Source organism: Acidisoma sp. 7E03, assembly GCF_054665075.1.
Window position 1 is genome coordinate 155,501 of the sequence record NZ_BAAFHE010000002.1, and the last position, 20,534, is coordinate 176,034.

At 64.7% G+C, this 20,534-nt stretch carries 21 protein-coding genes; 1 reads left to right on the forward strand and 20 read right to left on the reverse strand.

Features of this window, described 5'->3' with window-relative positions:
- Positions 1–11 precede the first annotated feature (11 nt).
- The 8 genes from ACYQ6W_RS03570 to ACYQ6W_RS03605 form a co-directional block, all read right to left on the reverse strand.
- Positions 12–587 carry a chemotaxis protein CheD gene (locus ACYQ6W_RS03570; RefSeq protein ID WP_459673618.1) on the reverse strand — a complete coding sequence of 192 codons (576 nt, stop codon included), beginning with the start codon at positions 585–587 and terminating at the stop codon, positions 12–14.
- Positions 584–1,618 (reverse strand): protein-glutamate methylesterase/protein-glutamine glutaminase, encoded by a 1,035-nt coding sequence (locus tag ACYQ6W_RS03575; RefSeq protein WP_459673619.1) that lies wholly within the window; start codon positions 1,616–1,618, stop codon positions 584–586. The genes ACYQ6W_RS03570 and ACYQ6W_RS03575 overlap by 4 nt, the downstream gene beginning before the upstream one ends.
- Positions 1,615–2,487 carry a CheR family methyltransferase gene (locus ACYQ6W_RS03580; RefSeq protein WP_459673620.1) on the reverse strand — a complete coding sequence of 291 codons (873 nt, stop codon included), beginning with the start codon at positions 2,485–2,487 and terminating at the stop codon, positions 1,615–1,617. The genes ACYQ6W_RS03575 and ACYQ6W_RS03580 overlap by 4 nt, the downstream gene beginning before the upstream one ends.
- A complete protein-coding gene (locus ACYQ6W_RS03585; RefSeq protein WP_459673621.1) occupies positions 2,484–2,957 on the reverse strand; it encodes a chemotaxis protein CheW in 474 nt (157 codons plus the stop codon). Before ACYQ6W_RS03585 ends, ACYQ6W_RS03580 begins: the two co-directional genes overlap by 4 nt.
- Positions 2,957–5,077, reverse strand: a complete 2,121-nt coding sequence (locus tag ACYQ6W_RS03590; protein WP_459673622.1) for a chemotaxis protein CheA — start codon at positions 5,075–5,077, stop codon at positions 2,957–2,959. The genes ACYQ6W_RS03585 and ACYQ6W_RS03590 overlap by 1 nt, the downstream gene beginning before the upstream one ends.
- Positions 5,078–5,086: 9 nt before the next feature.
- Positions 5,087–5,452 carry a response regulator gene (locus ACYQ6W_RS03595; RefSeq protein WP_459673623.1) on the reverse strand — a complete coding sequence of 122 codons (366 nt, stop codon included), beginning with the start codon at positions 5,450–5,452 and terminating at the stop codon, positions 5,087–5,089.
- Between the two features lie 5 nt (positions 5,453–5,457).
- Positions 5,458–5,760, reverse strand: coding sequence for an STAS domain-containing protein (locus tag ACYQ6W_RS03600; protein WP_459674041.1), 303 nt, complete (start codon positions 5,758–5,760; stop codon positions 5,458–5,460).
- Between the two features lie 392 nt (positions 5,761–6,152).
- Entirely contained in the window at positions 6,153–6,524 is a 372-nt protein-coding gene (locus ACYQ6W_RS03605; protein ID WP_459673624.1) for a response regulator, read from the reverse strand.
- A gap of 369 nt (positions 6,525–6,893) precedes the next feature.
- Here ACYQ6W_RS03605 and ACYQ6W_RS03610 point away from each other — a divergent pair, with 369 nt between their 5' ends.
- Positions 6,894–8,123, forward strand: coding sequence for a FliM/FliN family flagellar motor switch protein (locus ACYQ6W_RS03610; RefSeq protein WP_459673626.1), 1,230 nt, complete (start codon positions 6,894–6,896; stop codon positions 8,121–8,123).
- A 31-nt stretch (positions 8,124–8,154) separates the two neighbouring features.
- Here the strand turns inward: ACYQ6W_RS03610 and ACYQ6W_RS03615 are convergent, their stop codons facing one another.
- From ACYQ6W_RS03615 to ACYQ6W_RS03670, 12 genes are all read right to left on the reverse strand, one after another.
- Entirely contained in the window at positions 8,155–8,607 is a 453-nt protein-coding gene (locus ACYQ6W_RS03615; RefSeq protein ID WP_459673627.1) for a hypothetical protein, read from the reverse strand.
- Positions 8,604–8,927: a flagellar biosynthesis anti-sigma factor FlgM gene (locus ACYQ6W_RS03620; RefSeq protein ID WP_459673628.1), complete on the reverse strand. Its 324-nt coding sequence runs from the start codon at positions 8,925–8,927 to the stop codon at positions 8,604–8,606. Before ACYQ6W_RS03620 ends, ACYQ6W_RS03615 begins: the two co-directional genes overlap by 4 nt.
- Positions 8,924–9,301 carry a flagellar protein FliS gene (locus ACYQ6W_RS03625; protein ID WP_459673629.1) on the reverse strand — a complete coding sequence of 126 codons (378 nt, stop codon included), beginning with the start codon at positions 9,299–9,301 and terminating at the stop codon, positions 8,924–8,926. Before ACYQ6W_RS03625 ends, ACYQ6W_RS03620 begins: the two co-directional genes overlap by 4 nt.
- 4 nt (positions 9,302–9,305) lie before the next feature.
- Positions 9,306–10,670 carry a flagellar filament capping protein FliD gene (gene fliD, locus ACYQ6W_RS03630; RefSeq protein ID WP_459673630.1) on the reverse strand — a complete coding sequence of 455 codons (1,365 nt, stop codon included), beginning with the start codon at positions 10,668–10,670 and terminating at the stop codon, positions 9,306–9,308.
- A gap of 61 nt (positions 10,671–10,731) precedes the next feature.
- Positions 10,732–12,183, reverse strand: coding sequence for a flagellin N-terminal helical domain-containing protein (locus ACYQ6W_RS03635; protein WP_459673631.1), 1,452 nt, complete (start codon positions 12,181–12,183; stop codon positions 10,732–10,734).
- 73 nt (positions 12,184–12,256) lie between these two features.
- Positions 12,257–12,919, reverse strand: a complete 663-nt coding sequence (flgA, locus tag ACYQ6W_RS03640) for a flagellar basal body P-ring formation chaperone FlgA (protein WP_459673632.1) — start codon at positions 12,917–12,919, stop codon at positions 12,257–12,259.
- Between the two features lie 62 nt (positions 12,920–12,981).
- A complete protein-coding gene (locus ACYQ6W_RS03645) occupies positions 12,982–16,443 on the reverse strand; it encodes a hypothetical protein (protein WP_459673634.1) in 3,462 nt (1,153 codons plus the stop codon).
- A 10-nt stretch (positions 16,444–16,453) separates the two neighbouring features.
- Entirely contained in the window at positions 16,454–17,659 is a 1,206-nt protein-coding gene (flgL, locus tag ACYQ6W_RS03650; RefSeq protein WP_459673635.1) for a flagellar hook-associated protein FlgL, read from the reverse strand.
- A 96-nt stretch (positions 17,660–17,755) separates the two neighbouring features.
- Positions 17,756–18,178: a hypothetical protein gene (locus ACYQ6W_RS03655; protein WP_459673637.1), complete on the reverse strand. Its 423-nt coding sequence runs from the start codon at positions 18,176–18,178 to the stop codon at positions 17,756–17,758.
- Entirely contained in the window at positions 18,175–19,518 is a 1,344-nt protein-coding gene (locus ACYQ6W_RS03660) for a FliI/YscN family ATPase (RefSeq protein WP_459673638.1), read from the reverse strand. The genes ACYQ6W_RS03655 and ACYQ6W_RS03660 overlap by 4 nt, the downstream gene beginning before the upstream one ends.
- A complete protein-coding gene (locus ACYQ6W_RS03665) occupies positions 19,515–20,252 on the reverse strand; it encodes a FliH/SctL family protein (RefSeq protein ID WP_459673640.1) in 738 nt (245 codons plus the stop codon). The genes ACYQ6W_RS03660 and ACYQ6W_RS03665 overlap by 4 nt, the downstream gene beginning before the upstream one ends.
- The gene (locus ACYQ6W_RS03670) at positions 20,249–20,527 is read right to left on the reverse strand and encodes a hypothetical protein (RefSeq protein WP_459673641.1); all 279 of its coding nucleotides are present in this window, start codon (positions 20,525–20,527) and stop codon (positions 20,249–20,251) included. Before ACYQ6W_RS03670 ends, ACYQ6W_RS03665 begins: the two co-directional genes overlap by 4 nt.
- Between the last annotated feature and the right edge of the window lie 7 nt (positions 20,528–20,534).

A 20,534-nucleotide genomic window follows, 5' to 3' on the forward strand; every position in this document is an offset into this window, starting at 1 on the left:
GGCGGCTTTCGCTAGAAGAGTTCGATCGCGCCGGTCTGGACCGGTTGCTTGGAGACCGAGGTCTGATACTCGGTCTGGAACAAAGCCTCGTCCTCCCCCTTCAACAGAACCTGCCGGGCGCGGCCGCTGGTGGGCCAGAACTGGACGCGTCGCCCTTGGTTGCCGCGCAAACTGCCGCCCACGACTGGTATGCCTTCGGCCTGGAGGAATTTCTCGGCGAAGGTCGCGTTCAGATTGCCGACATCGGTGAGGCCGCGGATCATGCGCGCCCCGCCGAAGAGCTTCGCCTGCAGCGAGTCGCGCCGCACGCCGCGCCGTAGCAGGGCGTTGACGAGCAGTTCCATGGCGTAGACGCCGTAGCGGGCTGAGGGACTGCTGGCGCGCGGCTCCAGCGTCTGTCCTTCCTCACCTGGCAGCAGGAAGTGGTTCATGCCGCCATAGCCGGTGACCGGATCCCAGATGCAGGCGGCGATGCAGGAGCCGAGGATGGTCGTCAGCACCGCATTGGGATTGTTATCCACGTGCTGCTCACCCTGCACGACATGGATGCGGACGAGGCCATCAGCGGTGGGAAAGCCTTTGCTCATGCGCGTCGTGCCGCCATCTGGTGAGCATTGGACAGGCGGATGATCCGGCTGCCAATCTGTTCCAGCGGAAGCTGCTTGCCGACCGCGCCGATTTCGTAAGCGACCCTCGGCATGCCGTAGACGACGCAGGTCATTTCGTCCTGACCGATGGTCTCGCAGCCGGCTTGGCGTAGCGCCAGAAGGCCGTCCGCGCCGTCCCGGCCCATGCCCGTGAGAATGACGCCGATGGCGCGGCTCCGAACCGTGCGCAGCACGGACGCGAACATCACATCGACCGAAGGGCGATGGCCATTGACCTTGGGCGCGTCGCTGAGTCGGCAACGTAGTGGTGTTTTGGCGCCCAATTCGAGATGCGTATCGCCGGGAGCGAGGTAGATCCGCCCCGGCAGCAGCGGCGCGCCGTCACTCGCTTCTGTCACCGTCGCAGGACAGATATTGTTCAGCCGGGCCGCGAAGCTGCGCGTGAAGGTCGGCGGCATGTGCTGGGTGATGATCGTCGGCGGGCAGTTCTCCGGGAAATCCGAGAGGACGGTGATCAAAGCTTCAACCCCGCCGGTGGACGCGCCGATGGCGACGATCCGGTCGTCTGGCATGAACTGGCCGGGTTCGGCCTGCGTCCTCTGCACCAGACCCCGCATGCGCCGGCGAGACCCTGCCGCCGCCTTCACCTTCTCCGGCAGTTGGTCGAAATCCTCCGACTGCCCCCCGCTCGGCTTCGGGATGCAATCGAAGGCGCCGATTTCGAGCGCCTTCAGGCTGATATCGGCCCCCCGCTGCGTCAGCGTCGAAATCATGATCACGGGAGTCGGCCGCAGTCGCATGATCTTTTCGAGGAAGGCGATGCCGTCCATGTTCGGCATCTCGATGTCGAGCGTGACGACGTCCGGGTTCAGCTGCTTGATGGCCTGGCGCGCTTCATGGGGATCGGCTGCCTGGCCCACCACCTCGATTTCTGGGTCCGAGCGCAGACGCGCCGCGATGACCCCGCGCATCGTGGGGGAATCATCGACGATGAGGACGCGTACGGTCATGTCGCACCTGCTGAGCGAGTGATGAGACGATAGGTTGTGATCCCGTCACTCTTAAGAAGCCGTTCAGCGGGGCCCGTCACTCGCTCGGAATGGCCGATGTAGAGGGCAGCATTCGCTTCCATGAGAGGGGTGATCCGCTCCCAGATGCGGGACTGCGTCTCTTGGTTGAAGTAAATGACGACGTTGCGGCAGAAGATGGCATGGAAGCGCCCTTGCATGGGCCAGCTGCCGATGAGATTGAGCTTGCGGAAGGAGACGAGAGCGCGCAGCTCCTCACCCGCCTGCATCTCGCCTGATCCGAGATTGACGAACCAGCGCGTGCGCAAGGCCGCGGGAATGGAATCGAGTGCAGAGGCCTGGTAGATGCCCGCCTGACCAAAGGCGATCATGTTCGGGTCGATATCCGTCGCCAGAATCTTGATGTCATAGCGCGCGGCATCGGGCATGAGAGACAGCACCGTCATGGCCATGGAATAGGGTTCCTGGCCACTGGAACACGCTGCCGACCATAGCCGCACACGTCCGCCCTTTTTGGCGATCGGCAGGGTATCCGGCAAAATCTGGGTCTTGAGATGCTCGAAGTGATGCGGCTCGCGAAAAAAGCGGGTCACGTTCGTGGTCAGGGCGGCGATCATCTCGCCGCGTTCCTTCGCGCCATCCGGACTCATGATCAAATCGCAGTAGTCACGAAAGGTCGTGAGCCGGAGCGCCCGCAGTCGTTTGGCGAGGCGGGAATAGACGAGATTGACCTTGTTCTCCGTCAGGGAGATGCCGACCTCGGACAGGAGAATGTCCGCGATGGTCTTGAAGTCCGTCGCGCTGAAATGGAACTCGCCGTCGGCGACGATACGCTCCTTGCTACTCATCATGCAGCCACGGCATTTTCAGGCGGCAGAACATTGTCCAGGGAGACGAGGCTGATCATGCGCCCGTCCACCGGCACGAGGCCGCGAAGGAAGGTCGCGACGGCGTCGGAAGAAACGTCCGGCGTCGGCTGGATGTTCTTGTGGTTCAAGGTGATGATGTCCGAGACGGCATCGACCAGCAGGCCAATCTGTTTCTGCTCGATCTGCACGACGATGATGACGTTGCGGTCCGTGGGTTCTGCCGTCGGCAAGCCGAGGCGAACGGCAAAATCCACGATAGGTAGAACCGCGCCGCGCAGGTTGATGACGCCACGGATATAACGTGGTGCCTTGGGCAGAATGGTAGCAGAGGTCCAGCCGCGAATTTCCCGCACCGACGTCACGTTGATGCTGAATTCCTGTTTCCCCACACGGAACGCGATGAGTTCGTGAATCCGCGAGTCAATCTTGTCGAGATCCGGAGCGGGGCTCATTAAAACACCTGTGACATGGACCGGGTGAAATCCGTACGTCCGGCTTCGCGCGTGGCGGAGACGATGGTATCGACGTCGAGAATGAGGGCGACGTGACCGTCTCCCATGACGGTGGCGGCCGCGATGCCGTAGACCGCGCGGTAATTCGCCTCGATGCTCTTGATGACGACTTGGCGCTGCCCCTGGATTTCATCGACGAGCAGGATCGCGCGATTGCCGCCTTCACTCTCCACCAGCAGGGCGACACATTGATCGGGTGGCGTCGTGTGATTGCCGAATTCCAGAACCTCGGCGACATCGACCATCGGCACGTAGCCGCCGCGCAGGGCGAGGACCGAGGTGCGATTGTCCAGCGGGTAGATGTCGCTCATGCTGGGTCGCAAGGTCTCGAGCACCGCGGCCAGCGGGACGATCAGCGTCTGGTCCGAGGTCTTGACCACCATGCCGTCCAGCACGGCGAGCGTCAGGGGCAAGCTGAGCGTGAAGGTGGAGCCGAGGCCGGGACGCGAGGTGATGGAGATGCGACCCCCCATCGCTTGCACCGAGCGGCGCACCACGTCCATCCCGACGCCACGACCCGAGATGTCAGAGATCTGGCTCGCGGTCGAGAAGCCCGGCAGGAAGATGAGATTGTCGATCTCGTCCTCCGTCAGCTGCGCGTCGGGGCTGATCAAGCCGTTCTCGATCGCCTTCTGCTTGACGCGCGCGCGGTTGATCCCGGCGCCATCATCCGAGACTTCGATGACGATGCGGCCAGACCGGTGCAGGGCGGTGAGCCGTACCAACCCTTCCGCAGGCTTGCCGGCAGCCAGTCGCTTCTCCGTCGATTCCAGCCCGTGGTCGATCGCATTCCGGATCATGTGGGTCAGCGGATCGGCAATGCGCTCGATGACCGTCTTGTCGACCTCGGTGCTTTCGCCCTCGGTCACAAGGCGCACCTGCTTGCCCGTATGAGCCGCCAATTCGCGCACCAATCGCGGCATGCGTTGGAAGACGGCGCGGACCGGCTGGGCGCGGATCGCCATCACGCTGTCTTGGATTTCGCGCGTCAGCGCCTCCAACTCCTCAAGCGCCATGGCGACGGCCGAGGTGCGGGCAAGGCCGGCCTCCAGGACACGTTGGCTGAGCATCGCCTCGGTGATGACGAGTTCGCCGACGAGGTCGATCATGCGGTCCACGCGGTCGAGGTCGACCCGGATGGTCTGGCTGACGGTCGAGGCGCTCTCCGCCTGAGCCGCCATGGTCTCGACGGGATTCGGCGGTGCCGGAGGGGCCGGCGTCTCGCTGTCTCCCGCGCTGGTCGCGACCGGCGGGGCATGCGTCTCCGCGGAAGGGGCGGTTTCCGCCGGCGCCGCGTCGCCGTCGAAAAAGCTGAAATCCGGCCGCTCAAAAATCTCCAGGTCGCAGTCGTCTTCGACGAAATCGAAGACGGCCCGGATCGCGGCACTGTCCTTGTCGGTGGTCAGGACGATGTTCCAGCTCAGATAGGCGGCTTCCGGATCGAGATCGGCGAGGTCCGGCAAGGCCGAGGAATCGACCTCTGTCTCGACATCACCGAGAAGCGCGAGTTCGCGTAGCAGAAGCGCGGTCTCGTTCGCCTTGGCGTAAAGCGCGGCACGCGGCGTGAAGCGAATGACCCAGCTGCGCCGTGGTGGCCCGGCGGGCGGAGGCGGTGGAGCGGGCGGTGCCGGCGCCGCGGCAGCCGGTTTGGCTTCAGCGGGTGCAGAGCCGCCTGCCGCGAGCGCATTGAACTCCGCGACGAGGTCCTGGGTCTGTCCGTCCGATATCGGTTCGCCCTGGCGCGCCGCTCGCACCAGATCCATCAGCGCGTCGGCGGCCCGCAGCAGGAGCGACATGACCTGCGGATCCGCTGCCATGCGCCCGGCACGAATTGCATCCAGCGTCGTCTCGAAGACATGGGCGAAGCGGACCAGGGCGTCGAGCGCGAAGATCCCAGCCCCGCCCTTGATGGAATGCACGGCCCGGAAGACCGCATTGACGGTCTCGGCATCCTTGCTGCCGCTGTCCATGCGGAGGAGACCTGCCTCCAGTTCGCCGAGCTGTTCTTCACATTCCTGGAAGAACACCTCGCGGATTTCAGCCATCGGGTCCGCTGCCATGATTGCTCCTCAGGCCGCGACGCGGCGGATGGCGTCGACGAGCTTGGCCGGATCGAAGGGCTTGACGATCCAGCCTGTGGCGCCCGCCGCCTTCGCGCGGCTCTTCTTTTCGGGGTCAGCCTCGGTCGTGAGTACCAGAACCGGCAGTGTGCGGCGATCCGCATCCTGGCGCACGGCCTCGATGAAACCAAAGCCATCGAGCCGCGGCATGTTGATGTCCGTCACCACGACATCGGGCTTCTCGGTTTTGAGGACTTCGAGTCCATCCATCCCGTCTTCGGCCTGCAGAACGCGGAAGCCGGCAGCGACGAGAGAATGTTTGAGCATGTCGCGCATGGTGCGCGAATCATCCACGGTGAGCACGGTCAGCGCCATTGCTCCTATCCTTTTGCCTGAGTGAGCATGTCGGGGCTGACCCCCAGCAAGACGAGACCGGCCTGAAGTTCCGCCGACAGAGGGGCCAAAACGAGGTCTTGACCATCTGCCAGCCAGGCCGCATGCGCCGCGAGGATGACCTGCAGGCAGAGACCACCGATGCGCTCGACCTTGCTGCCGTCGACCTGGAGCGCACCGCCACGTTTCGCGAGAAACTCCTGCTGCAGCTGCGACGCCGCTTTCAGGTCGAGGACGGTGGGGAGTGACAGGGTTTCTATGGGGCTCTCCCATGCTGCTGGTGAACGGATGGTAGAGAGCGAGGCACAATGGCCGTGGTGCTCGCCATCCTCGGGTCGCGGTGATCGTGGGCGTCGTCCGTCTAGTCAGTCGCGTTGTCGTCAGTTGGATCTGTAGGCGTTGATCACATTGGTCGTTTCGCCGCTAACCGACTGCGGTCGTTGAGGCTTTCGACCTGAGACCTTGATTGCGTTTGCGGACGCGGTCATGGATTGACCGGTCTCCCAAACCGCGCCATCAAGGCATGGTCGTTGTCCTCCTTATAGGGAGCAATCCCTAATTTTCCCTGATGCATCAGTACCTTTGCGGGACGGCGCGAATCTTTCGGCAGAGATTGCAGGTATAACAAAAAACAGGATCTCCTCGCGAAGATCCTGTTTTGAGGGCTGCGGGTGGCCAGTCGCTATTTGTTAGGAATGAGCTGTTTCACCACGTAGACGAGCTGGTTGGGCTGCGGTGGCTTGGTGAGCCATCCCGAGGCCCCGGCGGCGCGTGCCTCATCCCGCTTGCGTCCGTCCGCTTCGCCACTGAGAACGATGATCGGCGTGAACTTGGTCGCTGCCGCTTTGCGGGCCTCCTTGATGAACTCGATTCCGTCCATCTCCGGCATGTTGAGATCGGTGAGGATGACCGCCGGCTTCAACCCATTGGTGAGTTCGGTGATGCCTTCCTTACCATTCCCGGCTGTGGTGACCTCGTGGCCCGCCTTCGACAGGATTTGCGCCAGATTCATCACCATGGCGGGCGAGTCGTCGAGAATAAGAATCAACGCCATCTGGGTGAGGCCTCTTCCCCGCTGTTACGGACCTTCAGCGCGGCAAATGCTGATGGCATGATGTTTACAGAAAGATGCATTGAGATAAGCTGACCATTCCTGAACCAAAACGTGCATCCTAATCGCGAAGTTTTCGCCTGGGTGCGTTAAGAAAACATAAATAAAACCGCCAAGGATGCATTAACTGGTGAGTAAATATCGGTCTGTACTATAAAAATCATAACCCATCCGTGCAACCCGATTCCGTCCCGCGGCCCAAGATGATCACCTTGAACAGCATGAGCGTTTACAGATCGTTAAAATATCCTGGGTGATCCCGGTGGGGCCCTATGCGTACCGTTTCGACCTTCCGGAGGAATATCGTCGGGTATGGTGCTTCTGGATGATTCGCCTGCCATCGAGACACTGGATCTCCTGGCCTCATCGCTCACGCCCCAGCTGCGCTCCACGCTCATGGAAGGGTTGTCGGACCCGATCATGCGCAAGATTGCGTTTTCCCTCTCTCAGCGCATGCGGTGTCCGGTATCGCTGTTGAGTTGCGTCAATGGCGTCATTAGTCACGATTCTGCACTGTCCGCCTTGCCCGACGTCATGCTCGCAGGGATCGCAGACCTGGCGCCGCTTCACGGCCGCATCATCATCGCCGTCGAAGGCGATCTGATCGGCACTGTGGTCGACGCCATGTTCGGCGCCAAGAGTTCGGATTTCTCCAGCCGCAACGATCTGTCCGCCATGGAAACGCGCATCGGCAAGCAGATGATTGAGTTGACCCTTGAGGGGTTCACTGAGGTGTTGAGCAGCTTCACGCCCTTGGATTGGAAGATCGTCCAATACGAAACGGCAGTGAGCATGCTGGCGATCGCTGACAAGCTCGACTGGATGATTTCGACCACGGGGATTTTCGAGACGTCATTGGGGATTGGTTCGATCCGGGCGATCGCGCCCTATTCGGCCTTCGAACCCTTCGAGGTACGTGCCAATGCGCAAACCTGGCTCATCGGGCCGAGCCTCGTCGATCGTCACTGGGCGGCGACGATGGACAGTCTCACCAGTTCCACCCATCTCGACCTCTCCTTCGACATCATCCGCACGCAGATCCCGCTGGGCGTCGCGCGGCGCTTGAGAGTCGGCCAAATCCTGCCGGTAACCTTGATGCCCCACGCCATCGGCCACACCGGGGGCATCGATGTCCTCGCCACGGATTATGGCCAGACCGACCGCGCAATCTGCTGTCGTCCGATCGCCGCTACCAATAGCGACGTCTTTTTGTCCCGAGCACAACGTCCTCTGGAGAAGCCGAAGGCGCCGATCGTCTTGCAGAAGATGCAGACGGCCTTTGACGAACAGGAACCGGCGGGGTCCTCGCCGCTCGATCATGTGCTCGTGGATCTTACCGTCCGGCTCGGCCAAGTGAGCATGACGGTGGGGGCTCTTGAACATCTGCGCGTCGGAGAGCTCATCATCCTTGAAGAAGGCCCCGATGACAGCTTGGCCATCTTGGTCGGTGGCCGCCCCTTCGGGACCGGCGAGGTTGTCTCGGTCGGTGGTGGCCGCTTTGGCTTGCGGATACTGGAATTGGTGAGACCGCCGTCCGACTGAGGCCATGCGCATGAAACCCGTCGTGTCGTCTTCAGGCTTCTGCAAGAAGGTGATCGCGATCGATGACGTCCATGGCCCGGAGCGCCTGGAGAGACGCGGTCAGCCCGTCGCCCAGTCGCTCGGCCCGGCGAAGGCCAGCGCCGCTGCGGCGTGCAAGCTCCCGCAGTCTCCGGGCGATCAGCTCAATTTGTCGTTCGACGCCGGGATTCTCCGACTGATCGAATTGCTGCCGTAGAGAAACCCTGGAGATCGGCGGGGCCGCCATCGCCTGCCGGAAAAGACCGAGTTGCGGTGCGCATGCGCCGAGTTCGGCCTCGAGAAGCGTCGTCGCCTCTGCGATCGCATGCGGCCGGCCGCCGAGCAGCGCTGCGTCCAACTGCTCGACCCGCTGTCCCAAACCATCCAACACCGCAAGCGTGTCGTCCAGGATGCGAGAAAGCGCCGGCAGGTCGCTGCCGTTATCCATGGCCAGCCCCGCGATCACGGTTTCACCTCGGAGAGGGCAGTGGAGATCGATGCGGCTAGGGCATCTGGGGAGACATCGTAGGTACCTGCGTGGATCGCGGTGCGCAGCCTGGTCACGGCGGCATGGTCCACACCGTCTGCCGCGCGGGCATGGTCAAGCAATTGGGCCGTCGCGCGTGCGCCATCCGTAATGGTCGCCGCTTCGCCACCGATGGCGGGGGCAGCGCTTTGGTAACTCGGCAGGGCGGCGTCCTTGGATTGCGCCCTGGTCACCTGGGGTGCCGCCTCTGACGCAGCGGGAACTGATCCGCTGGTCGGGTATGAATTGATACGGCTCATTGTCCCCCTGTCGCTCCTTCCGACATTCTGAGGAACTCTTCATCCAGCGTGCGGAGGGCACGATCGAAATCGATCAGAGGATCAGAACTGTTCGAAATATTGGCATCCAGAAGCGCCAGACGCAACGCGTTGTAGATGCGCATCAAGGAAGGCCCGAGGGTGCTCCCGGGCCCAAGTTCCAAAATGCCACTCATGATGTTGAGAAGCTGATCCGCGCGGCTGATCATCTCGGCTTTCTGGGCTGTGTCGCCTGTGTCGATCGCGAGCTTCGCCTTCTGGGCATAGAGCCGGAGGGCGCGCCAACCCGGGCGCAGCCAGGAGACGTCGGCTTCGCCGTCGAACATCGTCGCGCGGTAGGAGACGGTCATGTCCATGATGTCACGCCGATCCCGTGCTGGAGCCGCTGGTAAGGAAGACGTTCAGATAGGACTGGCTGATCTGTGCTTTGGTCGCGGCGGATTCCGCAAGCGTGTACTGACTGATCAAAATCTGAAGCGCCGCGTTGTTCTGCTTCGTTAACTGCGTTATCTGTGAATTGATCGTGGTGACCTGGCTGTTCAGCGAGGTGGTCTGCGCACCGATGCTGCCGCTGCCATGGTCTCCGCCCGTCGCCAGCGTCGTGGTGGTGTTGAGGCTGTCGTAGATCTTGCCGATCAGCGCCTGCACGGCATTGGGGTTGCTGGCATAGGCCGAACTGAACTTGGTGCTGTCGAAGGTGATCTTGCCGTCACTCGTGACGCCGAGACCGATGCTATTCGCGCTGACGCCGCTGGCCGCGGCCCCCGAGACGGCATTGATGAGGTTGTAGGAGATGTTCGTGGCCGTGAAATTGCCCAGCAGAGGTCCTACCTGCGCCTTGGTGGCGGTCGAGCCGCTGCCCGAACCAGGAACGTATTTGGTTTGCGCCTGGATGCTGGAGATCGCGGTGTTGAGCGAGGAGGTGATCGAGGTGATCGCGTTGGTCAGCGCGGCATTGGTTTTGTTGACCTGAATGGTGCTGCTGCCGGAGCTGAGCAGGGACAGGGAAACACCCGGGACGGCATTCGCGAGCGAGTTCGTCGCATTGGAAATGGGCACGCCATTGATCTTCAGGCTGGCATTGCGTGCGCCCTGCGCCTCGGTCCAGGAACCTGTGTTGCTGGAGCTCGGATTGTAGGTAAAGCTCGACAAGCCGCCCGTACCTTTGACGGTGAAAGCCTGTGCACTGCCCGTGCTGCTGCTTTGCAGAACCAGCCGGGCGCCCCCGGTCGTGTTGACGATCGACGCGACGACGCCATCCTTCGCCTTGTTGATGGCGGCCGCGACGCCGTTCAGCGTCAAGCTGCCGGAGCCGACGGAAATCGTCTCGGTCTTGCCGTTCTGGACGAAGGTGAGAGATCCGGCACTGGCGCCGATCGAGGCGGAGGGGCTGCTCTTGATCCCAGAGTAGATGGTCTCGCCTTTGGCGAGCGAGATATTGGTCAGCGCATAGGTTCCGGTGGTCGCGTCATTGCTTGCGGTTGCCGTCACGGTGCTGCTGCTCGTCGACGTCACGCTGCGGCTCGACAGGCTGGCGACGTCGCTGATCTTGGCCAAAGCGGTCGCCAGGCTCGACATATTGCCCTTGATCGTACCCCAGGCGGAAATCTGCGCCGTATCCGTCGTGATCTGGGACTTCAGCGAGGTGATGGGTGCCTGCAGACGCGCCTGGTAGAGCGCAAGCTGGCTTTGGATCGCCGCAGAGCTCAAGGAACTGACCGTCATCAAAACACCTCATCGCCTGGAACGTGCCGGCCGGGACGCAGTGTCCCGGCCGGTGCCGTCATTACGGCAGCAGCGACAGATAGGACTGTTGCAGCGTCGTCGAGCTCTTCAGCGCCGCCACCCCGGCCTGCGCCTGGATCTGCGCCTGGGTGAGCTGGTTGCTGACCTGCGGGATGTTCGCATCCTGCACCACGCCGAGCGCGCTAGTGACGTTCTGGCTGCTCGTGTTGAGGTTGGCGATCGTCGCGGTGAGTCGCTGCTGCGCCGCGCCGAGAACACCGCCCTGGTTGTTCAGACCCTGGAGCGCGAACTTGACGACGTTGATCGCGTTGTTCGCGCCCGTGGAGGTCGTCACGTCGATCTGGGAGAGCGAGGTCAAGGTCGATTTGGCGTTGAGGCCGATGCTGGTACCGCCGGAGAGGCTGAAGGCGGCGCTGCCCTGGAATTCGACCTGGCCCTGGATCAGGCCACTCGCGGTGCCGGCGCCGCTCTTCAGCGTCGTCGCCGTGCCCTGGCCGGAGGCGGTGAGGCTGCCAGAGGAGACGGAGGTGATCTTGATGTTCTTGCCGTTCGCCTGGGTGAGCGTTACCGAGCCGCCGCCGGAGGAGACGGTCGCAGAAATACCCGTCGTGCCGGTCTGGCCGTTGATCTGGGCGGCAAGCGCCGAGACGGTCGCGGCGTTGATGGTCTGCGTCGTGCTGCCGCTGCCCTGGATCTTGAAGGCGAAGCCATTGGTGCCAGCCGTTGCCTTCAGGGTCGCCGTATTGACCGCTTGAGCTTCGACGCCGGTCTTCGAGGACAGGGCGTTGATGCTGGTGGCAAGGTTCGCGGCCGAGCTGTTGGCGGCCACCGTGAGCGAGCCGGTATTGCCGTTGTTGCCCGTGAACTTCACGGTGCCGGCGGTAAAGGCACCGGTGGTGGCGGCGGCCGAGGCAAGGGTGGAGAGCACGCCCTTCTGGGTCTTGAACAGGGTCGCCGAGGCGGTCGACTGGTTGATGCCGATCGCATTGGCCGAGGTATTGGCGATGGAGAGGCTCAGCGTCTGCCCTGAATAGGCCCCGACCTGGAACTGCACGCCGCTGAAGGTGCCATCGAGCAGGTTGACGCCGTTGAACTGGGTCTGCGCGGCCGTGTTGGTGATCTGCGTATTGAGCTGCGTGACCAGCGACTGCAGGGACTGACGGTCCGAAGCGCTCTGCGTGCCGTTCGCGGCCTGCACGGCGATAGAGTTAAGCTGCTGCGTCACGCCGATCTGCTGCTGCAGCGCGCCCTGCGCGGTTTGCAGCAGGCTGATGCCCTGGTTCGCGTTCGATGTCGCCTGGGTCAGGCCATTCAGCTGGGAGGTGAAGCCCTGCGCCGTGATGTAGCCCGCCGGATTGTCGGCCGGAGAATTGATGGAAAGGCCGCTGGACAGCTGCTGTTCCAGATTATTGTTGGTACTCGCCGTATGGGTAATCGAGTTCAGGGCATTCAGGGCGCCCTGGTTCGTCAGGATTGAGCCGATGGCCGACATCGAAAGCTCCTTCGTTCGGGTTGTCGTGCCCATTCATTCGCGGGCGCCGCCGAGACTTTTCCGAAAACCTCCTCTACCGCCCGAGCTGGACAACTGCGCCGGCGGCCGTGACCTCCGCCTGGAAGTGCTTCCCGCTGGAGAGGTTGGTGACGCTAATGCGGTCTCCGAGACGGCCGGCTTGATCCGCCCGGGCATCGAGCGTGACGTCCACGCCGCCGATGATGACGTCCACCATCAGGACCTGTCCGGCTTGCACCAAGAAGGGCCGCTGGATGGCAGTGCCGGTGATGATCGTGCCGGGCGATAAGGTCAGAACCGCCGTGGTGCCCGCCAGGTCGGCCGTGCTGTAGAAGACACGCCGGCCGGCATAGAGTGACAGCGGCTCCTCCTGCAGGGTGAGATCGGCCTCGCTGATGCTTTGCCCCGCCGGTATCGGCCGCGCGGCAACGACGACCGCCATTTTCGCGTCGACCGTGACGCTCACATAGAGCCGCCAGTTCGGCTCTGGGCAGGTTGCCACGGCTTGGAGATAGGGCTGCTGTCCGGTCACGGTGACGGCAAGTGGTCGAGCGCAAGCGGGCATGTGGGCGGCGCCTGCCACCGGGCCCAAGGTGATCGCGGCGTTGGCGGGGGCGGTTGCAGCCACCGCTTGATGCACCGCGGCCGCCACGACTGCCGGATCTTGGAAGCCGGAGGGTGGAGGGATGGGGGCTGCGGCCGATGCGGAGCCTGTCATTGTCGCGGTCAGGCTGGCCAGGATCAGGGCGCCGCGCCCGGGGCACCGCGGCACCGCGGGTGTCATTCCGCCGCCTGCTGACCGCTGCCGCTGCCAGGAGAGAGCTCCAGCCCGGCCCAGGGCGGCACCGCATCCTCCAACGCAGGCAGAGCGAGGCAGGCCTCCCGCGCTTTCTGGCCGGCGGCGATGGTGCCGTGCAGATCCTCGATGGCATGGCGCACGGCCCGCTGCCAGGCGGCATAGCGATTGGGCAGCCGTAGCGCGCCGAGCGTCGGCGGGCAGTCGAGACGTTCGTCGATCAGCAAGTGGCAGCCGGCGGCGGCGGCCAGCAGACAGCGATAGTGATCGGCGACGGCATCGGCATCGCGATCGACCGGGCGAATGCAGAGATGGGGCGCGAGCGCCGCGAGTTCGCTCGCCCAGCCTTGTTCGCTGCCCGGCGGCCGCATGCAGGTGACGGAGCCGCCATAGGTCGCGCCTGGCTTCTCAACCACGATCCACAAGACCTGCTGCATCGTCTCGTTGATGAGATCCACCAGCCAGGGCGGCGTGATGCCTTCGTCCATCCAGAGGATGCGCGGACGGCTGTTGATGCCAGCGCCGGCCGTGAAGTCGCGCCAGAGAGCACGGGAGAGCGCGGGCCGCCATAGCGTGACGGGATTCTGGGGCGGAAGGACCTTGCGCAGCGTCCCGACGAGGCCCGGCGAGGTGGCGTAGAGCGCCTGTGCGGCCGCCAGGGTGGGCTTGGCGTCGGGCGCCGGCGGCCGTGTGTAGATCGCGGCATAGCCATAGGTATCCCCCAGATCCACGGCAGCGGGATTGACCTTGAGCCAGAGCTGCGGCGCGCGTCGGCCGACCTGCCCGGGCATCACGACCTCCGGCGTCCAGCTCGCTTCGATGAGCCCTGCGGTGCGGAGCGCACGGGCGGCATTGAAGATCGCAAGCCCTGCCTCTGGGGGGCCGCTGAGCAGCAGGCTGTGGGGATCCGCCGGCGCCGGCCTAACCAAGCCCGGATAGGGCTCGGCGGCGAGCAGATCGCCGTGCAGTGAAAGCGCTGGGTGGTGATAAGGGTCTTCCCAGGGAAGCGCGTGTGCGATGTCGCTGCCCTTGCGGAACTGGCCTTCGAAGTCGGGCCGGATGGTCTGGCCGGGGATGGCGAAGGAGACGTCCGGCGTCCAGACCAGCGCGTGGCCCGCGGCACGAAGCTGCGCGCCGATATCGATCCATAGAGCATCGCCGGAGAGTTTGGGCAGACGGCAGGCGGCGAGTGCGGCGCTTCGTGCCAGCAGGGCAGGAGGGGCAAGGGCGCTCGCTTCCTGATCCACCGCCAGCCAGCCGCCGGGTCCCGGATCGTCCGCAAGATGGCCACCCCCCATCCGGGCATCGGCGCCGATGACGATGGGACCCTGCACCGTGAAGCGCGTGGCATCGCCGAGCAGAGGGGCGAGACCCCTGGCACTGACGAGCGCGACGCGCGGATCGGCGAGGCGCGCCCGCAGCTCCGGCTGCCAATCGCCGCTGAAGGGCCGCCCCCGTGCGTCCAGCACGAGCACATGAGGGGTCGTGACGCGCTCCAGCGCGAGGGCCAGAGCGTCGCCCGTCTCCTGCCCCTCGGCTGGCGGTACGGCCAGCACCTTGTGTTCCAGTGCCTCGATTTTCTCGATGACCTGGGTGAAGTAGCTCACCACCTGCGGGCCGAGCTTCGCGCCGGCCAGAATGATCGGGCCGGTGAGGACCGAGGTCGAAAGCAGCTCGCGCAGCCAGAGATCGATGTTCGCGATCTCGGCCTCGTCGCACAACAGAATCGTCGTCGTGCCGGGGTCGGCGACCTGCCGCACATGGCGGTAGAGGCCCTGATACTGGCGCGATTCGACGTCCGCTTCCTGGCCGATGCGTGCAAGGTGCCGGGCGATGGCCTCTGCCGCGCGATTGACGAAGATGGTCGAGGGGATGTTGTCCCGCCGGCTGAGAGGGCTGCGGTTGAACACCGCCTCGGGCAGGCGCACGACCTTGGCGTCTGCTTCCGCGAGCCGCAACTGGAGATCGTATTCCTCCGCTCCGGCGGCGGCAGGGTCGAAGCCGCCGATCCGGCGCAGCGTTTCCATGCGGTACCAGACCCAATCGCCGAGATAGGGCGACTGGCGCAGTCGCGTCGCTTCCCAGGCCGGCTTGTGGCGGATCCAGGGACCGGTATCCCGCTGGACGATCTCGTCCGTATAAATGAGGTCTGCTGCGCTCGCCTTGGCTTCGATGGCGAGGCGCAGACAGGCATCGGGGGCCAGGATGTCTCCGGCATTGAGAAGGGCGACATAGTCGAACCCTTCGGGCACCGCGTTCGCCGCGGCGCAGAGACGAGCCGTCAATGCGCCTGCGGCTGGTTCTACGCGAATGGTCGGCAGATCGGGCAAGTCCAGCTCCTCAGCGGTGATGAGTTCGATGGAGCTGGGCGCCAGCCATTGGCCGCGTAGGGACTGCAGGGTTTCACTGACCGCATGCGCGCGGCTTGGTGGCGCCGCGATGAAGACGGCGACGCGAGGGAGCGGACCTTGCGCGGCTTCCACCGCCGCCTGGCGTGCCTCCAGCCGGGCCCGCGCTCCGGCATCGAGGCGTTCCGCGGGCCGCAGGCTGGCCGAGCCCGCCGCAGCGTCCCCTTGTGCCGCCGCACCCTGCTGCGCTGTCCAGGGCATGACGGAGCCCTTGCTTTGCGCGAGTTCCGCCACGAAGCCGACAAGACCGGCGCAGGCAGTCGCGAACTCGTCCCACAGAGCCGGTGCGGTCTCTCGGTCCTGCAGAGCCTGCCAGACCCGCGCCACCAGATTATCCAGTTCAGGCAGCAGCCCTTCGCGTGGCAGCGGCCGGCTGCGGTCGAGCTGGGAGGTAAGAAAGGTTTTAGCCTGAGTAATCCCCCCTGGCTTGCGGTTGACGAGCGGAAGACCGAGCTCCGCCTCGACGCGCCGGATCGCGTGGACCGGTTCCTTCAGCAGCTCCCGATAGGTCAGCCAACTGCGTGGCAGGTGCCGGGCGTTGCGCTCGGCCGACACCATGTAGGACACCCAGAGCAGCAGCGCATGGGCGCGCGAGAGGCCGTTCTTGCGTTGCTGGCTGTCTGCGACCGTCCAAGGGTCGCGACTGATATGGATGACGTGGATGCGGTGGCCCGCCTGCCGCGCCGCTTGTTCGTAGATCGGCAGCAGACGGCAGATATGCGGATGCTTGACGCCCCAAAGCGGCTCTGCCTGAAAGCGACGACGCAGGATCTCATCCAACCGGGAGAGAAAGCCCGCCATATCCGCCCGCTCGTGCCATCCCTCGTCGAGCGGACGCAGGTCCGTCCATTGTCGGCCAAAGCGGTTGAAGAGTTCGACGTCGAATTCGATCAGCTCGGGAATTTCGAAGAAGCCACGCGGGTTGTGTTCGTTCGGATCCGCGTCGTTGTGCAGGGTGACGCCGAGCCTCTGCAGCGTTCCGGAGAGCGCCGAAGTGCCACTGCGGTAGTAGCCGACGACGAAGATCGCATCCGACAAAGGTTCGTCCTCAGATATATTGAAAGAGGCTGAGATTCTGGACGGCGCTGAAGGCCTTTGCCGCCGCCTGAACGGCCGTGATCGTCTGGTTCAGTTCGGTGATCGCGCTCGGCATGTTCGTGCCGATCGCCGTCTGCACCGTCACCTGCAACGCAGTGCTTTGATTGGTGTTGCTGCTGCCGGCATTGCTGATGGCTTGCAGCGTGACGCCATTTTGCGCCTGCGCGGTCAGCAGCGTTTGCTGATATTGCGCGAGTGTTGCCAAGCCGTTGGTCAAGGTCTGCGTCAGCTGCGCCTTGCTGGCCGAGGAACTGACGGCGGTCGAGAGGGAAGAGGAAAGGCCCTGCAGCATGCCGAAGACGCTCTGTGGCCGGCTGGGGCTGATCGTGAAGCTGTCGCCCGCCGCAGGAGTGCCGTTGAGCTGGAAACTTTGTCCGGCAAGCTGAATTGAGGCGCCGTCGGTCGCAGCCCCCGTGGCGATCGTCGTGCCATTCTGCGTCGCCGTATAGGTCAATCCGGTTGCACCGTCTGCGAAGCTGAGGACGATGGCGGCCGAGCCCGCCTGAAAGGCCGCGGCCGTCTGCGGCTGAGTGACGCCCTGCGACAGGAGGGTGCCGGACCCTGCATTGGCGCCGTCTGCGGTCGCGACGCTATAGCCGTCGCCCGCCAGCGCGCTGACGAAAATCGTGCCGGAGGCGAGCGTTCCCGCTGTGGTGTTGGGCGTGATGGCGGCTTGGCTCTGCCCACCATCGCCGAGATAGACCACCTGCCCATTGCTCCCGGTCTGGAAGGGCGTGAGGCTGGTACGCGATCCGCCAAAGAGGAAGCTGCCGTCTGGCGCGGTGCTGTTCGCCAGCCCCACGAGCTGCTGGGAGAAGGACTGGATTTGCGAGGAGAAGGTCTGCAACTGCTGCGGACTGGTGGTGCCGTTCAGCGCCTGTTCGATGACCGCCTGCACGTTGTTGTACAGGGTCGAGACCGAAGCATAGGCATTGGTCACGCTCGCGAGCTTGGTCTGAACCGTGGCCTGTGTCGCATTCTGGTTGGTCAGCGCATCGATCTGGTTCTGCGCGATGGTCGCGGTTTCGAATGCGGAGGGATTCTGGCTCGGCGTCTGAACGGCGAAGCCGCTCGCGATCTGCTGCTCCAGAAGGTTGATGCGAGATTCCTGCAGGCCGAGGGTGGCCGAGAAATTGGTGAAGAGAGAGGCGCTCATGCGTTCCTCGTCCGATGCATGGGGGGCGAAAAGGGCCAGACGCTCCTATTCGCATCGACCCCCTGCAGCTTTGCCTGTGCGGTGGCGGCCACGCGGCTAGCCTCGCGGCCGCGTGCCGGGCAGAACCTGCGCCCGTTCCTGGCGCCGGTCAGCCTGCCGCTCCTCGTTCAGTCTGAGGCCGCGCCGTGCTTCGGCCAGATTGGCGCGATGCTCCTGCGCATGGGCAAAGCCGGCCTGCGCGGTTTGCAGCGCCTCTGTCGCCTGTGCCTCCATCCGCGCGATCTGCCGCACCGCATTGTCCGACGCGGCGATGAAGGCATTCGCCCGCCGTGCGCTGGCCGCGTCGATCACCGCGCCGCTCCGCCAGCTTTGCGCCAGCTTGTCGCGATAGCCGGAAAGAAGATCGCGCTGTCGCGCGGCCTGCTCCAGCAGACCGCTCTGTCGTGCGATCTCGTCCAGAAGGCGCATCTCCTGCGTCGCCGTCAGCAGATCGAGCCGTTCGATGGTCTTGCTCTTCATGGTCCAGCCTCCGCAAAGACCGCCTCTAGCAGACCAAGGCTTTGCAAAAGATTGACTGGCTCGTGCGCATTCTGCCGCACCAGCCGTTCCATCAGGGGGGCCCGGCGGATGGCCTCGTCGAGCACGGGATCCCGGCCCGGCGCATAGGCACCGAGGTCGATGATGTCTTGCTTCTCCTGGCGGCGGGCCCAAAGCAGGCGCACCCGTGACGCGAGACGGAGATGGGCCTTGCTCACCAGCCCAGGCATCGGTCGCGACAGCGAGGCGGCGACATCGATCGGCGGGTAGAGGGCAGCCTCGGACAAGGCGCGTGACAGCACGATGTGCCCATCAAGGATCGAGCGGGCTGTATCGGCGACCGGATCGCCGACGTGATCATCCCCCTCGACGAGCACGGTATAGATTGCGGTGATGGAGCCCTGGCCGTCGGCGCCGTTGCCGGCGCGCTCGACATAGGCGGCCAGGGCACCGAAGACCGAGGGGGGATAGCCTTTGGTGGCCGGCGGCTCGCCCACCGCGAGGCCGATTTCGCGGAGCGCCATGGCGAGGCGCGTGAGCGAATCGACCACGAGCAGGACGTGCCGGCCCTGGGCGCGCCAGAATTCGGCGATGGCGGCCGCGCGATAGGCGCCGTGCACGCGGCCGAGGGCGGTATCGTCCGCGGCCGAGGCGACGACGACGCTTCGCCCGCGTGCGCCGCCCAGGTGATCCTCGATGAATTCGCGGATTTCGCGACCCCGCTCGCCGATCATGCCGACGACGACGACATCTGCCTCGGCATGTTGCGCCATCATGCCGAGCAGCGTGGTTTTGCCGACACCGCTACCGGCAAAGAGGCCGATGCGCATCCCTCGACCCATGGTGGCCAGGCTATTGATGGCGGACACGCCGACGTCGAAGACCCGCGTGATTCGCGCACGCGCCATTGGGTTGATCGGCTGCCCGAGGAGAGGCCAGGGATGGCTGAGATCGGGGGCCGGACCTCCGTCCAGCGGTTGGCCACGCGCGTCCAGAACCCGGCCGAGCAAAGCCTCGCCCATCAAGGGCGCGGCAGACTCGCTCTGGACGTGCACGCGCGCACCGCGGGTGATGCCGCGCATGCCCTGCTCTGGCATGATGAGCAGAGTGCCGGCTTGGAAGCCGACCACTTCCGCGGGCCGGGCGGTGGCATCGCCAGTGTCGATGAGGCAGCGCGCCCCGATCGGCGCGCGAATGCCGCTCGCATGCAGCACTTCGCCATTGGAGCGGACGATGCGGCCGAAGCGGAGCACCGGGTCCCGCGCCAGGGCCGGGCGCAGCCGCGTTTCCGCTTCCGCCCTGAGACGGTCGAGGGAGATCACGCCGCTTCCGTCCGCTCGGCGGCCATCGTCGGCGTCATAGGCGGGCGCCGGGTTGCCGGTGGCAGGTCCATGGCCGGCTCGTCCTCACTGCCGAGCAAGGTCCGCCGTAGAGTCTCGATACGGCTGCCGAGTTGCGCGTCCCACTCGACCTTGTCGATGGGATCGCCGTCCTGGGTCAGCAACTCCACGAGCGTACCGCCGCGTTCGATTTGGGAGTCGGCGAGCAGATGCACCTGCGGCAGGTCGAACTGTGGTGCGATGGTCGCATGGTCCCGCGGATGCAGACGCACGATGATCGTCTGCCCCGCGTGGCGCTCCCGGGTCGCCTCCTCGAGCAGATCGGCGACGAGTGCCTGCACGCTGTCTGACCGCAGGGTCACCTCCTGGCGGACGACGTGCGCGGCCAGCAGGAAGGCCAGTTCCGTCACGAGGGCCGCCAGTTCCTGCTCTTTGCGCGCGAGAGGCGCCGTCAGTTCGGCGGTCGCTGCCGAGAGGGCCGAGACTGCAGCGGCCACCGCCGTTTCCCGTTCGATCCGAGCGGCTTCCGCGGCCACCCGCGCTTGGGCTTCGCCTGCGGCGCGACCTTCCGCCTCGGCCGCGCTGCGCATGGCCGCGACGGCCTCCCGCACGCGGTCATCCATCTCGCGCGCCAGAGCCGCGCTAGCTGCTGCCTCCTCCTCCGTGGCCGTGGGGACAGGTGCATCGGGGATCTTGCGCACGAGGATGAAACTCAAGACTCGTCCTCACGCGCTGGCCGGTGCCTCTGGACGCTGAGCAGCAAAATCCCGGCGCCGAGCTTCATGACTGGCTCCATCACCGCGAAGGCCGCGCGCGCGAGCAAGGCGACGGTCACCATTCCGAGGGTCCAGATGAGGGTCGAGGCAGGGGTGAACGAGTCCGGCTGATGGCCGGCGGCCCAAAGGATGGCGACGGCCAGAACGACCAAGCCCCGGCGGATGACGCGGGTCTTGCTGGGAGAGGCGCTCTTCTTGCCGGCAGGTTTTGCCATGGCGGTT